Here is a 15289-nt window from a genome sequence, read left to right as displayed (position 1 = left end):
GGCGGCTAGGTGGAAGAGGTTCGTTTGGCAAGATAAGCGCCTAGCTCCTCTTCACCTGCGATGACGATGGCATGCACTCTACTTGTTGCACCTAGCTTGCGTAAAATAGCCGAGACATGCGTTTTAACGGTAGTTTCAGCGATGAACAGTTCTCGTGCGATCTGTTTGTTGGACATCCCCTGAGCCATGCAACCCAATACATCTAACTGCTTGTCGGTTAAGCGTATTAGCCGTTCGCGGGATACCTCCGACGAAGGCGTCAACGCTGATGACTCCATGCGTGGGGGCGGCTGGCGCATAATATCTGCAGGCAGATAAAGTTGCCCCTGAAGAATTTGGTTGAGTGCTGCTAACAGCTGCTCTCGGGGAGTTGATTTCGGAATATAGCCCACGGCACCTTGGGTAATGGCATCTAACACCAACTGGCGCTCCTGATGTGCCGAGACAATAGCGACGGGGAGCCATGGGAATCTTTCTCGAAGTATTGTCAGACCCTCTAGTCCATCGGCATCGGGCAGGCTTAAATCGAGCAACAGCAGATCAAGCTCATCGTGGGTGCCTATCGTGTGAATAGCCGCCGCCAAACTGTCCGACTCCAGCAGTTGAGTATCTGTTAAACCAGCGCTAATCACCGCGTGTAGTGCTTCGCGAAACAGCGGATGGTCATCTGCCACTAGCAACGAGTACATGGCGTCTCCTACCAAGGGATGAGGGTGCGTCCTGCCATCGGGCTATATCGTAAATGGCGTGTGTGGCTAACACTGGGTAGGCACCTTATTTAATAATCATAATACTCAGGAGCTTTACCATGATCTACGCCAACCCGGGTGATGCTGGTTCCGTTGTGTCCTTTGAGAAACGCTTTGGCAACTATATCGGCGGTGAGTTTGTTCCCCCGGTCAACGGCCAGTACTTTGATAATATCAGTCCTGTTAACGGCCAAGTATTCTGCGAAATTCCCCGCTCTAGCGCTGAAGACATTGAGAAAGCGCTAGATGCAGCTCACAAAGCAGCGCCTGCCTGGGGTAAAACCTCCGTTCAAGAGCGCAGTAACATCCTACTTAAGATTGCCGACCGCCTCGAGCAAAACCTTGAGATGTTGGCTGTCGCAGAAACGTGGGATAACGGAAAAGCGGTTCGTGAAACCCTGAATGCGGATATTCCGCTGGCTGTTGACCACTTCCGTTACTTTGCTGGCTGCCTGCGTTCACAAGAAGGTACGGCTGCGGATATCGATGCTAACACTGTTGCCTACCACTTCCATGAGCCGCTGGGCGTTGTTGGTCAAATTATTCCCTGGAACTTCCCGATTCTAATGGCTGCTTGGAAACTTGGCCCTGCCCTTGCCGCGGGTAACTGCGTCATACTGAAGCCAGCTGAGCAAACTCCTGCCTCGATATTGAAAGTTATGGAGGTTATTGGCGACCTGCTGCCCCCCGGCGTGCTAAACGTCGTTAATGGATTTGGCGCAGAAGCAGGCCAAGCACTCGCCACCAGCAAGCGTATTGCCAAAATTGCCTTTACCGGTTCGACGCCGGTTGGCTCGCATATTCTTAAATGTGCCGCAGAAAATATTATCCCCTCGACAGTGGAGCTGGGTGGTAAATCGCCCAATATCTATTTTGCTGACATCATGAACGCCGAGCCGACGTTTATTGATAAAGCCGTCGAAGGCTTAGTGCTGGCATTCTTCAACCAAGGCGAAGTATGTACCTGTCCTTCTCGTGCGTTGATTCAAGAGAGCATGTACGACGAGTTTATGGCCAAGGTGGTTGAGCGGACTAAAACCATCAAGCGCGGTAACCCGCTGGATACCGACGTGCAAGTAGGTGCTCAAGCGTCACAAGAGCAGTTCGATAAAATCATGTCGTACATGGACATCGCGCGCGACGAAGGCGCCGAGTTCCTTGCTGGCGGCGATAAAGAGAGCCTGGATGACAGCATCAATGGCGGCTACTACATCCAGCCGACACTGCTCAAAGGCAACAACAAGATGCGCGTCTTCCAAGAAGAGATTTTTGGACCTGTGGTCGCTGTTACCACCTTCAAAGATGAAGAAGAAGCGCTCGCCATTGCCAACGATACCGAGTTCGGCCTGGGTGCCGGCGTATGGAGCCGTGACATCAACGTCGCCTTCCGTATGGGGCGTGGCATTCAAGCAGGTCGCGTATGGACTAACTGCTATCACCAGTATCCTGCCCATGCTGCGTTTGGCGGTTATAAGAAATCAGGCGTAGGTCGCGAAACCCATAAAGTGGCGCTTGAGCACTATCAGCAAACTAAGAACCTGCTAGTGAGTTACGATATTAACCCGCTAGGTTTCTTCTAATACGCTATTCTGCAGTGATATCGCCCGGCCATTGCCGGGCGTTTTGCTACTCCTCTGACGCTTACTGTAACGATAAGAGCAACCACAAGTTGCCACATCGACAACTATCAGGAGTTGCATCATGGATAACACAATGCGGGCGGCAGTCGTACGCGAGTTCGGCCAGCCACTAGCGATAGAAGAAGTAGACGTGCCTCGTCCCAAGCGGGGAGAGGTGCTGATGAAGGTGGCGGCCTCTGGCGTTTGCCACACCGATTTACATGCAGCACACGGCGATTGGCCGGTAAAACCCTCGCCACCGTTTATTCCAGGGCACGAAGGCGTTGGGCATATTGTGGCGGTGGGTGACGGCGTTACCCATGTCAAAGAGGGCGATCGTATCGGCGTGCCCTGGCTGTACTCAGCCTGTGGTTACTGTGAACACTGTTTAGGCGGCTGGGAAACCCTGTGTGAATCCCAGCAAAATACCGGTTATTCGGTCAACGGCGGGTTTGCCGACTATACCTTGGCGGATGCGGGCTATGTAGGGCGTCTGCCGGACGCCGTTGATTTCATCGAAATAGCTCCGGTTCTGTGTGCCGGAGTAACGGTTTATAAAGGCTTGAAAATGACCGATACCCGCCCTGGGCAGTGGGTGGTTATTTCAGGCGTTGGCGGCTTGGGGCATATGGCAGTGCAGTACGCGAAAGCGATGGGGCTGAACGTCGCGGCTGTTGATATTGACGACGGTAAATTAGCCCTAGCCGAACGGCTAGGTGCCACAGTGACGGTTAACGCGATGAAAACCGACCCTGCGGCGTATCTGAAGAAAACTATTGGCGGTGCCCATGGGGCACTGGTCACAGCGGTATCGCCGAAGGCGTTTGATCAAGCGCAAAACATGCTGCGCCGTGGTGGCACTCTGGTGCTCAATGGCTTGCCTCCGGGTGACTTCCCACTGCCGATCTTCAGCACGGTGCTTAACGGTATTACCATTCGTGGCTCTATCGTGGGGACGCGCAGTGATCTTCAAGAAGCGCTGGATTTCGCCGCTGAAGGCAAAGTCAAAGCGACTGTGGCGACCGACACGCTAGACAATATCAACGATGTCTTCCAACGTATGATCGACGGCAAGATAGAAGGCCGTATTGTGCTGGATATGGCGAGCTGAGCGAGCAAGTGGGGGAGACGATAGCTCCCCCTTTTATTCCCTGCCGTCTATTCAATATCTACTGAATCTTTCTTTTCCAACCAGCGTTGTGCCATACGCTCGGCATGGGCAAGATTGCTCACGACTGCTAATTTGCCCACTTCACGCTTAATGCCCGCGCGTTTAATTTTGAGTGCCAGGCGCGGCTGCAGCCCAACAAACATCACTCCTACGCCTTGTTCGCTCAGCTCACGACGCAACGTATCTAACGCCACCATGGCCGTGGTATCCAGACTGGGAACTTCGCGCATATCCAGAACGATAATTCGCACGCTGTGATCAATCACTCTTAGCGTGGCAATCGCCTTTTCAGCGGCACCGAAAAATAGTGGACCGTGAATTTTGTAAAGGGCGACTTCCGGTGGGAAGTGCGCGTCTTTATCGGGGGTGTCTAAGCGTTGAGTATGGGTCAACTGTGCCATACGGCGAATAAACAACGCGGCGGCCAAGCCAATACCGACAGCCACCGCAATCACCATGTCAAAAAGTACCGTTAGCCCAAAGCAGATCACCAGCACCCACACATCGCTAGCGGGGGCACTTTTCAGTGTATGCACAAAGTGGCGTGCCTCGCTCATATTCCAGGCGATGATAAATAGTAACGCAGCCAGGGCCGCCATAGGTACGTGTCCCAGCACGCCTGCCAGCACGACTACCGCGAGTAGCACCACCAGCGAATGCACGACTGCGGCGATAGGTGAGAAGGCGCCGCTTTTGATGTTGGTCGCCGTGCGGGCAAGCGCTGCTGTGGCGGTAATGCCGCCAAAGAAGGGCACGATTAAGTTGCCCAGTCCCTGACCAATCAATTCAGCATTAGGATCATGTCGAGTGCGGGTTAGACCATCTGCCACGACGGCGCAGAGCAGTGATTCAATGGCCGCCAGTAACGCGATGGCTAGCGCTGGGCCAAGCAGCGCTTGAATTAGCGCGAAGTTAATCTCAAGTGGTGTACCGTCAGCGCCAGGAAAGTGCCAGGGGGCCGCAACGCTAGGTGCAAAGGGGGGAATGCCGCTACCGCTTTCACCTTGGAACTCCCAGCTAAACCGTGAGGCGATCGTGTCGACTTCAACGCCACTCATCGTCAATAAAGCGGCGGCCAGAGTGCCCACTGCCAAGCCTATCAGCGGGGCAGGAATGGGCGTATTCAAGCGGGGCCAGATGAGTAGTGCCGCCAAGGTAACAACTCCCACGCTGATTTCTGCGGGGGAAAGACTGGGTAGCGCTTGGCCAATCAATACCAGGTTATGCAGGGTACTATCGCCTAGTTCAACGCCCGCCAAGCCAAGGAAGTCAGGTAGCTGTAAAAGCGCAATAACTACCCCGATGCCCGCCGTAAAGCCGAGGATAACCGGGTAGGGCACGTACTGAATCAGACTGCCTAACCGAGAAAGCCCCAGTGCGACCAAAATAGCGCCCGCCATCAGTGTGGCGATCAGCAGTCCGCCCAGGCCATGGTTGGCGACAATAGGAAATAGAATTACCACAAAGGCAGCGGTGGGGCCGGAAATGTTAAAACGCGAGCCACCCGTCAAAGCGATCACTGCACCCGCGACAATCGCAGTATAAAGCCCGTGTTGGGGCGGCACGCCAGTGGCAATCGCCAACGCCATAGAAAGTGGGACGGCTACCACGCCAATCGTCAGCCCCGCCATGACATCACGCTTCAATTTGGCAAGCGTGTATCCTTCGCGCCAAGCGCTTAGTAGTGCACTGCCTGGCACTGGAAAGGCGTATCCCGAAGGTCGATGAGCACGGGCCATTAGGCAAGTCTCCTAATAAAGTTGAAAAACAAGCAAGTGGGGAAACAAGCAATTGGAAAAACAAAGTTTTACGTTACGCCTGCTCAGTGATTCTCACAATATGGCGTTAGTTGTGGGGGCGTCATCAGGGCGTTTTTCGGGCATAAAAAAATCCCAGCACGTAGGCTGGGATTTCTCTTTTCACTTAAAGACTTACGCCGTTACATCTGGGAGTCTTCGGGCGGCTCGCCGATGGTGCCTGGCATTGCTTGCACATGGCCCATCTGTTGGCCTGCCAGAGTAAGGAAGTGTAGATGGCGTTCGTACTCTGCCACGAGATCACCAATCACTTGACCACGGGTATAGCCGTTCAGGTCTTTATCTTGACCGCCTTCAGCTAAGTACACGTCCAAACGGACATAGAAGTCGTCATCCGCAGGTATAAAGCTGGGGGTACGCATACGGTGCGGACATACCTGGTAGACAAAACTAGTGGCATCGCCCAGGTCAACCTGCAACGTCAGATTGGGAAGCGACTCGCCATCAAGATGCTCTTCGGTAACGTTGGCGGTTTGGCCTCGGCTTTCAAGTTCTTGGGCAAATTGCGTCATCGCTGGGCGAATAGAGTGCTGAATGGTTGCTGCGGCACCCGCACGGTTAGAGGTATCCAGCGCACGATCCAAACGCTCGCGCCAGTCGCCGCCGGGTGCGCCACCGGCAATCATACGACGTGCGTCGGCCTTGCTGCCTTCCAGTTTCAGGGCTTTATACATTCCCACCATGACGGCGAAAATCACCAATGAGAAAGGCAGGGCGGTAATCACCACGGCACTTTGCAGAGCGTTTAAGCCGCCAGCCATTAACAGGGCGATGGTGATCAAGCCAATCACTGCCGACCAGAAAATACGCAGACGGATCGGCGCATCATGGTTAACGTCACTCAAAATAGAAGTGAAGTTGGCCAGTACCAGTGCACCGGAATCCGCAGAGGTAATAAAGAACACAATCCCTAGTACCGTTACTACGGCTGCAGTAAGGCCTGCGTAAGGGTAGTACTCAAGCAGTGTATAAAGCGTGGTTTGCGGCGTGTTGAGTGCCTGTTCACCCAGCTCGACCACTCCTTGGTTGGCCACCAGCTCAATGCCGCTGTTACCGAACACCGACATCCATACCATCATAAAGGCCAGCGGAATAAACAACGCTCCAGCGACAAATTCGCGGATGGTACGGCCACGTGAAATACGTGCCAAGAAAAGGCCGACAAACGGTGTCCAGGCAATCCACCAGCCCCAGAAGAAGATCGTCCACCACATTTTCCACTCTTGGGCGCCTTCATCGGCAAACGCGTAGGTGTCAAAGCTGGCACCCACAAACCCAGAAAGGTAGTCACCGGCGTTATTGACCACTTTATCTAGTAGGACCAGGGTATCGCCTGAAAAGAGTACAAATAGCATCAGCGCTAGCGCGAGCAGCATGTTGAACTCAGAAAGACGGCGAATGCCTTTCTCGACGCCAGTCACCACAGAAATGGTTGCCAACACCACGACCAGGACGATCAAAATCACCTGTACGGTGAGGGTTTCAGGCACACCAAACATGTAGGTGAGGCCGTAATTGAGCTGCATCACCCCAATACCCAGGCTAGTGGCGATACCGAATACAGTGGAGACAACAGCGGTAATGTCTACGGCGTTACCAATCGGCCCGTGGATACGCTTGCCTAAAATTGGATAGAGAGCACTACGGATCGCCAGTGGCAAGCGATGGCGGTAACTAAAGTAGGCCAGCGCCATACCCATCAACACGTACAGCCCCCAGCCGGAAAGCCCCCAGTGCAGATAGGTTTGAACGACGGCCTGACGCATGGCCTCTTGGCTTTCAGGCGCTAGATCAGGGGGTGCCAGATAGTGGGCGACCGGTTCAGCAACGCTGAAAAACAGCAGGTCAATACCGATACCTGCAGCAAACAGCATGGCTGACCACGATAGCAGCGAAAACTCAGGTCGTGAGTGATCTGGGCCAAGGCGAATGCTGCCAAAGCGCGACATGCCAATAATCACCACAAATACCAGATAAGCCACAATCGCCAGCATGTAGTACCAGCCGAATGTTTTACTAACCCAGGCAAGCCCAGCATCGAAGAAAGCGCCAGCCTGTTCGGTAAACAGCATGGTAAGAATCAAGAAAAGCAGAATTCCCGCCACGCTCCCGTGGAAAACCACGGGATTGAGGCGGTCGCGTGAGGGGAGGTTGGGGTTGTCTTTCGCCATGGAGGCGGACTCCTGTTGTTAAGACAAGAATTAAAAACAGCGTTATTTTTGAATGAACGTTCAAATAAAATACGCGGTTTAAGTGCTCACTTCAAGTCACGGGGCAGCGTTCAGACCCGCGGATAAAGCGCTTTTCAGGAGTATAGAAACAAAAATGCCCGGCTAGGCCGGGCGTTAGAGCAGGGTTTGACGTTTAATAAACGCTTACTCTGCCGCACTTTCCTCTGCAGGTTCGCTATGGTGTCCACGACGCTCATGATCGCGCTTGCCATGAGCGCCTTCACCCTGGCGACGCTCGTCATGCATCTCGCGCATGGCATCGCGCAGCGCTTGTTGCTCTTCTTCGGTTAGGATCTCGGCCACCTGGGCCTGGTGCTCTTCGCGCAGCGACAGCATGGCATCTCGGTGTTCAGCGCGTGCTTCGTTTAAGGCAGTTTGCTGCTCTTCGCTTAAACCGGCGCGTTGATAAGCTTCTTGGCGGTACTCTTCCATGCGTTCCTGCATTGCTTCGCGGTCAATACCTGCACTGCTATGGTGGCTGGCATTGGCGCTGAAGGCTAAAGGCATAAGGGCAACGGCAAGTAGTGCAGGAGCAAATAATTGGCGAAGTGACATGTTCATAACAGACCTCGAAACGTTTAAAAAAGTGGCAGTTTATCGATGTCAGTATCTAGGGGCTTGGTGTAAAACGTTTGCACAAAGTGTGCAACAACCGTGACCTTATTTTAGCTTACACGGTCACAATCACTTGGGTTGGGGGCTCACTGGATTTAACAACTGGACTTAAGATCTGGACTTAAGACCTGGACTTAAGACCTGGACTTAAGACCTGGACTTAAGACCTGTGATTAAAAACTGTATTGAGGGGGCGTATTGAGGAATTTTACATGCTGGATTTACGTATTATGCGTCGATACCTGGGCGTAAGCGCGCTGACTCTCTTGATGAGTGGCTGCGGTGCAACGCATCAAGCCAGCCAGGGCCTACCTGCCATTGAGCAGGGGATGCTGAACACCCCGCAGACCTTTACTCGACTACCCGCCCAACGTTATACACCTGATGATTGGGCGCAAACATTGAGCGCCCAGGTGCTATTGCCGAACGCATCAGACGCAGAGCGTCGACCAGCTGCGCTCATTGTGCATGGCGGTGGCTGGCGCAACCGTGGACCTGACGACATGGAGGCGATTGCTGAGCAGTTAGCAGAGCAGGGATATGTGACAGTGAATATTGAGCACCGCTTTGCTCCCGAGTACCGATTCCCTGAACAGCTACATGATTTGCAACAGGCGATGAGCTGGATTCACAGTAACGCTGAGCGTTGGCAAGTGGACACTGACCGCATCGTGGGCGTTGGCTTTTCTTCTGGCGCACATTTGATAAGCCTGCTTGCCTTGGCTGGCGATGAAGGCCCGCTTGGCGATCCTTATGGTGGCGAGCACACAAAGCTAGCAGCGGTGTTGGTCGGCGGTTTACCCAGTGACCTGCTGAAGTTTGATGACGGCCGCTTGGTGGTCGACTTTATTGGCGGCACCCGCGCCGAAAAACCAGAGGCCTATGCGCTGGCTTCACCTGCGCGGCAAATCACCCCTCAGGCACCACCGTTTTTTCTGTTTCATGGCAGTTGGGATCAGCTAGTGCCCGTTGATCACGCAACTGACTTCTATCAAGCACTCCAGGCCCAGGGCACTGAAAGCGAGCTTTACTTACAGCGTGGCTATGGGCATTTTGCCAGCTTTCTGCTGCGTGGTAGCGCTATTGACGCGGGAATCGCGTTTCTTAATCGGCAGGTAGTCAGTAAGGATTAGACTTTAGTTGCGTTCTGGTTTTATGCAAGGTTGATGACAGTTTCGGGGAGTAGCGTTCTAGGCTCACTGAGAGATATCTGTGCGAAAACCAAACAAACCTATAAAAAGAGAGCCACGCTATGTTTAACACTTCCAGTGCTTCCTTATCGTTCGATATCAAATCGATATTGGTAGGGGCAACGGCCGCCATTGCCTCTCTATCAATGGCGCTTCCTGCTGTAGCTGACGACTTTCCCTCTCGACCGCTCAATATGGTGGTAGGTTTTGGCACCGGCGGAAGCGCGGATCGTATGACCCGCATGATGTCAGGGCCTATTTCCGAAGAGCTAGGTGTACCGGTACAAGTCACTAATCGCCCCGGTGCGGGTACTCAGATTGCTTCTAATTACGTTCTTAACGTGCCTGATGATGGTTATACCGTCTATGCCTCGACGTTTGCTCCGTACTTAACCAACTCGATCCTTACTGGTGATGCAGAGTTTAGTGTCGACGACTTTTCCTATATCAACTTCCAGTGGTTTGATTTGGATCTAATCGCTGCAAATAAAGACAGCGGTTATGAAGACCTGCCAAGCCTGCTTGAAGCGATCCGCGAAGAAGAGGGTCAAGTACGCGGTGCGGTGGTTCAAGGCTCTGCTGGTCACTTAATGGTGCGGTTGCTACTTGATGAAGCAGGTATTCCCCAAGATAACCTCAACTTGGTGACCTATAACAGCGGTGGCGAAGCTCGTTCAGCGGTAGCGGGTGGACAGGTGGATTTCGTCTCTATTAGTGCCCAGGGCAGTGAGGGGATCCGTGAGTTTTTAACCCCATTGGCGATCGTAAGTGATGAACGCATTGAGCAGTGGGATGCACTTCCAATAAATGAAGCGCTGGCGCCGATGAATCTTGAGGTGCCCGTTCTTCAGGGCTCAATGCGCGGCTTTGCAGTGACCAGTGAAATGGAGCGCCAGCATCCTGAGCGTTTTGAGAAGATCTCCTCGGCTATTCAAAGTGCGCTTGCCCGCAAAGATGTTCAAGAGCAGCTTGAGCGCAACGAAATGGGCGGCGTTTGGGTAGGCCCAGAGCGCTCCAACGAGCTGATGCGCGAAAACTATCAGGTGTTTGAAAAGTACGCTCACTTGCTTAACTAGTTTTCACGAACAGCTTTTCCGAGCTAATCCTTCCATGATAGCTGGCCCCTCACATTAATGAGGGGCCAGTATGGGGTTTTACCATGTCTGAATGTAAACGTGACTATGGGGACTTTATCGTTCTCATGGGTCTGGCTGGCTTTACACTATGGTATTTATTAGACGCCATTCGCGTATCCGCCACACCGCAAAACCTGCTGCTTATATTGCCACTTGCCGTTATCGTGTTAGCGATTATTGCACTCGAGTTGATCCTGCGTATTAAACACGGCTCGCTGTTTCGCTCCTCTGAAGAAGAACCGCTGCATAAAACATTACCTGTTGTGGGTCTCTTCGCCGTCTATGTGCTGTCGCTTGAAGCGATAGGCTTTGATATTGCCACCGTAGCGTTTCTGGCGCTTTTCCTGATCCTCAAGGGGGAGCGAAATTGGTTGTTGGTAGGTGGCTATAGTGTCGCTTTTGGGCTGAGTGTCGCGTTCTTTTTCTCGCAGATGCTGCCGTATCCAATGACACTGCTGCTGCTTCCAAGCTGAGGAGATACCATGATTGATTTTGGCGCAGTAGGGCAGAGTTTGGATCTGCTTTTTTCTAATTTTGGCCCTTGGTTGGTAGTAGTACCGGGTATCGTACTGGGGCTTATTTTTGGCGCAACGCCAGGCCTGCAGATATCAATGGCGATGGCTATTTTCCTGCCGATGACCATGTACATGGACTTTATTCAAGCCATGTTGTTTCTTACCGCTATTTTTACTGGCGGCTCATTTGGTGCCGGTATCCCAGCCATTTTGATGAATATTCCGGGCACCTCTTCGGCAATCGCAACCGCGTTTGATGGTTACCCCATGGCGCGGAAGGGGCAGCATAACCAGGCGTTAGGTGTCGCGTTAGCCTCCTCGGTTATTGGTGCGCTGATGGGCTACGTGGTGTTGTTCTTTATGATACAGCCGCTTTCCTACATGGTGCTGAGATTGGGGCCAGCAGAGATGTTTGTAGTGATTCTCTGGGGGATGACGCTGATTGCGAGCTTAAAAGGCGAACAGGTGCTTAAAGGCTTGATTGCAGGATTTGTCGGGCTGTTAGTGGGGACGATTGGGTTTAGCGAAATTGGTTTAGCACGCGGGACGATGGGGCAGACTTACCTGTTGGACGGCATCCCCGTCATTCCTGCCATGATGGGGATGTTTGCCGCCTCAGAGCTATTTAAGCTAGCTAATAAAGGCTTCATCGTTGAATCTGCCGATGCCCGCAAAGTGAAGGTGAGTGAGATCTTCGAAGGTTGCAGAATGGCGATGCGCTACCCCGTTGTGATGATTCGGGGTGGTTTGATCGGGGTGTTGGTAGGAGCGGTACCTGGTGTGGGCTCATCCGTGTCTAACCTGCTCTCTTACATAGAAACTAAGCGCCGTGATCGGGATCCTGATTCATTTGGGAAGGGCAATCCGAAAGGGGTCGTGGCGTCTGAAGCGGCTAACAGCAGCTCCGAAGGGGGCTCGATGGCAACACTGCTGGCACTAGGGATTCCCGGCGGTGGCGCTACAGCGGTAATGTTAGCGGCGTTTGCTATGCATAATATCACTGGCGGCCCGCAGTTTATTCGCCAACAAACCGATGTGGTTTACGCGATCATCTTCGCTAACTTTGCCCAGGTATTTTTATTGGTAATTATTGGCTTACTGTTTATTCCGCTATTGGCCAATATTGTCAAAGTGCCCATGCGCTACTTGATTCCTTCTGTGTTGGTGCTTGCGATAATGGGATCCTTCGGGCTAACCGGCAATATGACTGGGCCCGCTACGGTGCTGGTGTTTGCGGTGATCGGTTGGATATTTCGCCACTATGGCTACTCCGTACCCGCCGCCGTGATCGGCATGTTACTGGGCTCGCTGGCTGAAAAATCGTTACTTCACTCCTATCAAATCAGTGGTGGTGATATTACCTACGTTTTTGAGCGCCCAGTCACGTTAGCAATTTTTGCACTGTTGCTAATCTCGCTGTTCAGCCAGCTGCTCATGAAGCGGCTTAAAGCACGCCAAGCAGCCATTCAACAATGATTTGACATGTTGCAACGAATCGTCTGACGTTGAACCGCTATCTCGCACTCACAATGTAGGGTGCGAGTAGCCAATGCCTCTGTTATGTAGAGAATGTCACAGAGACTTTAAACCCACCCTGTGGTCGGTTGCCCAGAGACAGTTGTGCCGAATGAGTGATCGCAATCTGCTCTACAATGGCCAGCCCCAGCCCGCTACCAGAAGAGTGTTTGTTGTGGCGGAAAAAGCGTTCGGTCAATTTGCAGATTTGTGCTTCATCTACGCCAGTGCCTTCATCGCTCACCGTTAATATTACTTGGCCTGCGTCAGCCGTTAGTGCAACGGTGATGACGCCTTGGTAAACATGCTCTCCACCTGCATGCAAGCTGGCATTCTCAATTAAATTGGTGACTAACCAGCGCAACAAAATAGGGTCGCCAATGACATTCGGTATCGCTTGATGTTTTTCAAATGCGAGCTCTTGGCCTAGCTTATAGATAGTGGGGGCAGTTTGAGCGCAGGCTTCCTGACAAATCGCTACTAAATCGACGTTCTCCAAGTGAGATATATCAACCAACTCGCTGCGCGTTTTGGCATATTTAAGTAGTTGCTTCACGGTGTGGCTGGCATGTTCGGTGATGCGTTGAATCTCTTTTAGATTAGTCTGCGCTGGTGAAGGAAGGGGCGTTTTAAGCGACACCTCGGTTAATGCGCGAATCTCTGAAATGGGCGTTCTAAGCTGATGCGAAACATCGGCATTGAGCTGTTGAGTGCTTTCAATGCTGCGCCGCATACGCTGCATCAAATGGTTAATACTCTGGATGAGCGGCAAAATCTCTTTGGGAGCGGCATCATCCAAGGGGTGCAAGTCATTGGGTGAGCGTTGTCGCAACGCCTGGCTTGCCGTATTGAGAGGTGCCAGACCTAGATGAATGGCTAATAGGGCAATGGAAATTGCCAGTAGGCCTGTTACGGCCATTAACCCTGAAAGCGTTACCATAAAGTCATTAGTGAGCGTGTGGCGCGCTTCTTTTGATTCGGCTACCACTATTTCAATGTCTACCGATTCACCACCTCGGTAAAAGGGCAGTGTAAGCGCCACGGCGCGTAATGCATTACCGGCATAGTCGACGTCATAGAAAATGGGCGCTTGAGACGTTCTGGGAGGATCTGATAAACCGCTAAAGCCTGCGATCATGCCACCTTCAGACTCTTTAATGCGATAGAATATTTTCCCATCGCCTCTGCTGCCAAGTGTACTGATGCTGAAATAGTGCATATTGATGCGCAGCTCACCATCCACCGTGTAAATTCGACGCTCCAGCCGCTGAGCTGCGTTAAGTAGCAGATCATCAAAGGTGGCATTAATTTGCCGAGACAACAGCAGGTGACTAGAGATCAATGCCAAGATCGCGAGGGCGGTGAAAGGCAGTCCAATCCATAAAAGCAGCCGACTGCGGATCGATTGGCGTTTATGCATCGCCAGGGGCTTTCATGTCTTTAGGTTTGCAGTCTTTAGCTTCCAGGTAATAGCCCAGGCCGCGTACCGTTTTTAAGCCGAAATCGTAGCCAATCTTTTTACGAATCCGAGAAATGTACGTTTCTACTGCGGCGTAGCTAACCGACTCATCGGAGGTAGATAATCGGTCGATAATTTGATCCTTATTAACGAGGCGATTTTGGTTTATCAGCAGGTATTCCATAACTTCTAACTCTCGGCGGTGCAATAGCAAAGGTTTTCCATCTAGGCGCAGCTCCATGGCATCGGGGAGAAACTCTAAGCGCCCGCATTGTAGCGTTTCTCCACCAAAGTGTTTGGCACGTCGTACTAATGCCCGCGCCCGCGCTGCGACCTCTTCCAGTGAAAAAGGCTTGCATAAGTAGTCGTCTGCACCTACTTCAAGGCCATGTATGCGCTGATCAAGACTGTCTCTTGCTGAGATGATTAAGACAGGAATCGTATTCTGCTGATGACGTAGCTTGCGCAGTAGGGAGATGCCGTCCAGTTCAGGTAGGCCGAGATCCAACACCAACAGATCGTATCCACCTTGCTCAAGCATATGGAGTGCTTTTCTTCCATTGTCGGCGACATCAATGCTAAAGGCAGCCTCAAGTAGAGTGGCTGCAATAGAGTTAGCTAAATTAATGTTGTCTTCTACTACTAGCACTTTCATAAGCAATCCTGTTGTTACCCAGTGCGGTATCAATGGGGTCTGTACCATTGATATTGAGACGCTCACAGCTCACTTCATTTTGAGCCTGTCCGAACACTGACAGCCAAGACCATTCGCCTGGGTTGAGCACGAAGCCGTAGCTGAGTGTTAAGCCGGATATGATTTTGATATCACCCAACCTGGCTTCATTTTGACCTGTGATGTCGTAGTCTTCACTGACAACTTCGTCTCCTACGGTGAGTTTTTGCATGACTTCGTCGTCATAAATCACTAGCTGAATCGGCTCTGCTGAGCGAATTCCAATGCTAGAACCGCCAAAGTCACCCGCGGCGAAACGCATCGGTACAGATACACAGTGGGCTTCATCTTTCTGTTGGGTAGGCGTTTCTCTGCTAATGAGCATGCCTCTTCCGGCAATACCTCGCAGCTGTAATAAAGCGCCTGTTTTTGGTGATTCAATGATCACCACGCCTTTTATGTCACCTGGCATCACTTGCTCATCATGCTCTGTCGAGCCTGTGTTATTAGTAGCATGGCTGTAAGCTGGCAACGTTAAAAACACTAACAGTGTGCACAAGCGGGTAAATAAATGGTGCAGGTTATTAACACCTTTCATT

13 protein-coding genes are annotated in these 15289 nt (G+C 52.1%); 6 read left to right on the top strand and 7 right to left on the bottom strand.

All coding sequences use genetic code 11. The features are described 5' to 3' along the window. Positions 1–5: 5 nt before the first annotated feature. Positions 6–689, bottom strand: a complete 684-nt coding sequence (locus CEK60_RS14880; RefSeq protein WP_089039695.1) for a LuxR C-terminal-related transcriptional regulator — start codon at positions 687–689, stop codon at positions 6–8. Between the two features lie 119 nt (positions 690–808). Between CEK60_RS14880 and exaC the strand changes: the two genes are divergently transcribed. Both exaC and adhP read left to right on the top strand, forming a co-directional pair. Next, positions 809–2329, top strand: coding sequence for an acetaldehyde dehydrogenase ExaC (gene exaC, locus CEK60_RS14875; protein WP_009721344.1), 1521 nt, complete (start codon positions 809–811; stop codon positions 2327–2329). Between the two features lie 121 nt (positions 2330–2450). After that, a complete protein-coding gene (adhP, locus tag CEK60_RS14870) occupies positions 2451–3479 on the top strand; it encodes an alcohol dehydrogenase AdhP (protein ID WP_198361369.1) in 1029 nt (342 codons plus the stop codon). 47 nt (positions 3480–3526) lie between these two features. Here the strand turns inward: adhP and dauA are convergent, their stop codons facing one another. From dauA to CEK60_RS14855, 3 genes are all read right to left on the bottom strand, one after another. Continuing rightward, entirely contained in the window at positions 3527–5278 is a 1752-nt protein-coding gene (dauA, locus tag CEK60_RS14865) for a C4-dicarboxylic acid transporter DauA (protein ID WP_089039694.1), read from the bottom strand. A gap of 200 nt (positions 5279–5478) precedes the next feature. Further along, on the bottom strand, positions 5479–7527 hold the full coding sequence (gene betT / locus CEK60_RS14860; protein WP_089039693.1) for a choline BCCT transporter BetT: 2049 nt from the start codon (positions 7525–7527) through the stop codon (positions 5479–5481). A 204-nt stretch (positions 7528–7731) separates the two neighbouring features. Continuing rightward, positions 7732–8148: a hypothetical protein gene (locus tag CEK60_RS14855; RefSeq protein WP_332459872.1), complete on the bottom strand. Its 417-nt coding sequence runs from the start codon at positions 8146–8148 to the stop codon at positions 7732–7734. A gap of 266 nt (positions 8149–8414) precedes the next feature. Between CEK60_RS14855 and CEK60_RS14850 the strand changes: the two genes are divergently transcribed. The 4 genes from CEK60_RS14850 (at position 8415) to CEK60_RS14835 (ending at position 12519) form a co-directional block, all read left to right on the top strand. Beyond that, positions 8415–9335 carry an alpha/beta hydrolase gene (locus CEK60_RS14850; protein WP_089039692.1) on the top strand — a complete coding sequence of 307 codons (921 nt, stop codon included), beginning with the start codon at positions 8415–8417 and terminating at the stop codon, positions 9333–9335. A 119-nt stretch (positions 9336–9454) separates the two neighbouring features. Further along, positions 9455–10468, top strand: a complete 1014-nt coding sequence (locus CEK60_RS14845) for a Bug family tripartite tricarboxylate transporter substrate binding protein (protein ID WP_089039691.1) — start codon at positions 9455–9457, stop codon at positions 10466–10468. Between the two features lie 83 nt (positions 10469–10551). Further along, a complete protein-coding gene (locus CEK60_RS14840; protein ID WP_022522304.1) occupies positions 10552–11001 on the top strand; it encodes a tripartite tricarboxylate transporter TctB family protein in 450 nt (149 codons plus the stop codon). Between the two features lie 9 nt (positions 11002–11010). After that, positions 11011–12519, top strand: a complete 1509-nt coding sequence (locus tag CEK60_RS14835; RefSeq protein WP_089039690.1) for a tripartite tricarboxylate transporter permease — start codon at positions 11011–11013, stop codon at positions 12517–12519. Between the two features lie 82 nt (positions 12520–12601). Here CEK60_RS14835 and CEK60_RS14830 read toward each other — a convergent pair whose 3' ends face one another. Genes CEK60_RS14830 through CEK60_RS14820 form a run of 3 tightly spaced genes read right to left on the bottom strand, consistent with a single transcriptional unit; the run spans position 12602 to position 15288 of the window. Continuing rightward, complete coding sequence (locus CEK60_RS14830) at positions 12602–13978, bottom strand: sensor histidine kinase N-terminal domain-containing protein (protein WP_089039689.1); 1377 nt, start codon at positions 13976–13978, stop codon at positions 12602–12604. Then, the gene (locus CEK60_RS14825) at positions 13971–14672 is read right to left on the bottom strand and encodes a response regulator transcription factor (protein ID WP_089039688.1); all 702 of its coding nucleotides are present in this window, start codon (positions 14670–14672) and stop codon (positions 13971–13973) included. Before CEK60_RS14825 ends, CEK60_RS14830 begins: the two co-directional genes overlap by 8 nt. Further along, complete coding sequence (locus CEK60_RS14820) at positions 14641–15288, bottom strand: hypothetical protein (protein WP_232471390.1); 648 nt, start codon at positions 15286–15288, stop codon at positions 14641–14643. Before CEK60_RS14820 ends, CEK60_RS14825 begins: the two co-directional genes overlap by 32 nt. Position 15289: the final 1 nt, after the last annotated feature.

This window comes from Halomonas sp. N3-2A, from assembly GCF_002216165.1.
GTDB lineage: Bacteria > Pseudomonadota > Gammaproteobacteria > Pseudomonadales > Halomonadaceae > Vreelandella.
The sequence above is the reverse complement of the archived record's forward strand: the minus strand, read 5'-3'. Positions and strand labels throughout refer to the sequence as shown.

What these genes read in the sequence shown, in the direction of transcription:
- betT (WP_089039693.1), bottom strand. Translation starts at nt 7,527, where the DNA reads ATGGCGAAAGACAACCCCAACCTCCCCTCACGCGACCGCCTCAATCCC.
- CEK60_RS14880 (WP_089039695.1), bottom strand. Translation starts at nt 689, where the DNA reads ATGTACTCGTTGCTAGTGGCAGATGACCATCCGCTGTTTCGCGAAGCA.
- CEK60_RS14825 (WP_089039688.1), bottom strand. Translation starts at nt 14,672, where the DNA reads ATGAAAGTGCTAGTAGTAGAAGACAACATTAATTTAGCTAACTCTATT.
- adhP (WP_198361369.1), top strand. Translation starts at nt 2,451, where the DNA reads ATGGATAACACAATGCGGGCGGCAGTCGTACGCGAGTTCGGCCAGCCA.
- dauA (WP_089039694.1), bottom strand. Translation starts at nt 5,278, where the DNA reads ATGGCCCGTGCTCATCGACCTTCGGGATACGCCTTTCCAGTGCCAGGC.
- CEK60_RS14845 (WP_089039691.1), top strand. Translation starts at nt 9,455, where the DNA reads ATGTTTAACACTTCCAGTGCTTCCTTATCGTTCGATATCAAATCGATA.
- CEK60_RS14850 (WP_089039692.1), top strand. Translation starts at nt 8,415, where the DNA reads ATGCTGGATTTACGTATTATGCGTCGATACCTGGGCGTAAGCGCGCTG.
- CEK60_RS14830 (WP_089039689.1), bottom strand. Translation starts at nt 13,978, where the DNA reads ATGCATAAACGCCAATCGATCCGCAGTCGGCTGCTTTTATGGATTGGA.
- exaC (WP_009721344.1), top strand. Translation starts at nt 809, where the DNA reads ATGATCTACGCCAACCCGGGTGATGCTGGTTCCGTTGTGTCCTTTGAG.
- CEK60_RS14855 (WP_332459872.1), bottom strand. Translation starts at nt 8,148, where the DNA reads ATGAACATGTCACTTCGCCAATTATTTGCTCCTGCACTACTTGCCGTT.
- CEK60_RS14835 (WP_089039690.1), top strand. Translation starts at nt 11,011, where the DNA reads ATGATTGATTTTGGCGCAGTAGGGCAGAGTTTGGATCTGCTTTTTTCT.
- CEK60_RS14840 (WP_022522304.1), top strand. Translation starts at nt 10,552, where the DNA reads ATGTCTGAATGTAAACGTGACTATGGGGACTTTATCGTTCTCATGGGT.
- CEK60_RS14820 (WP_232471390.1), bottom strand. Translation starts at nt 15,288, where the DNA reads ATGAAAGGTGTTAATAACCTGCACCATTTATTTACCCGCTTGTGCACA.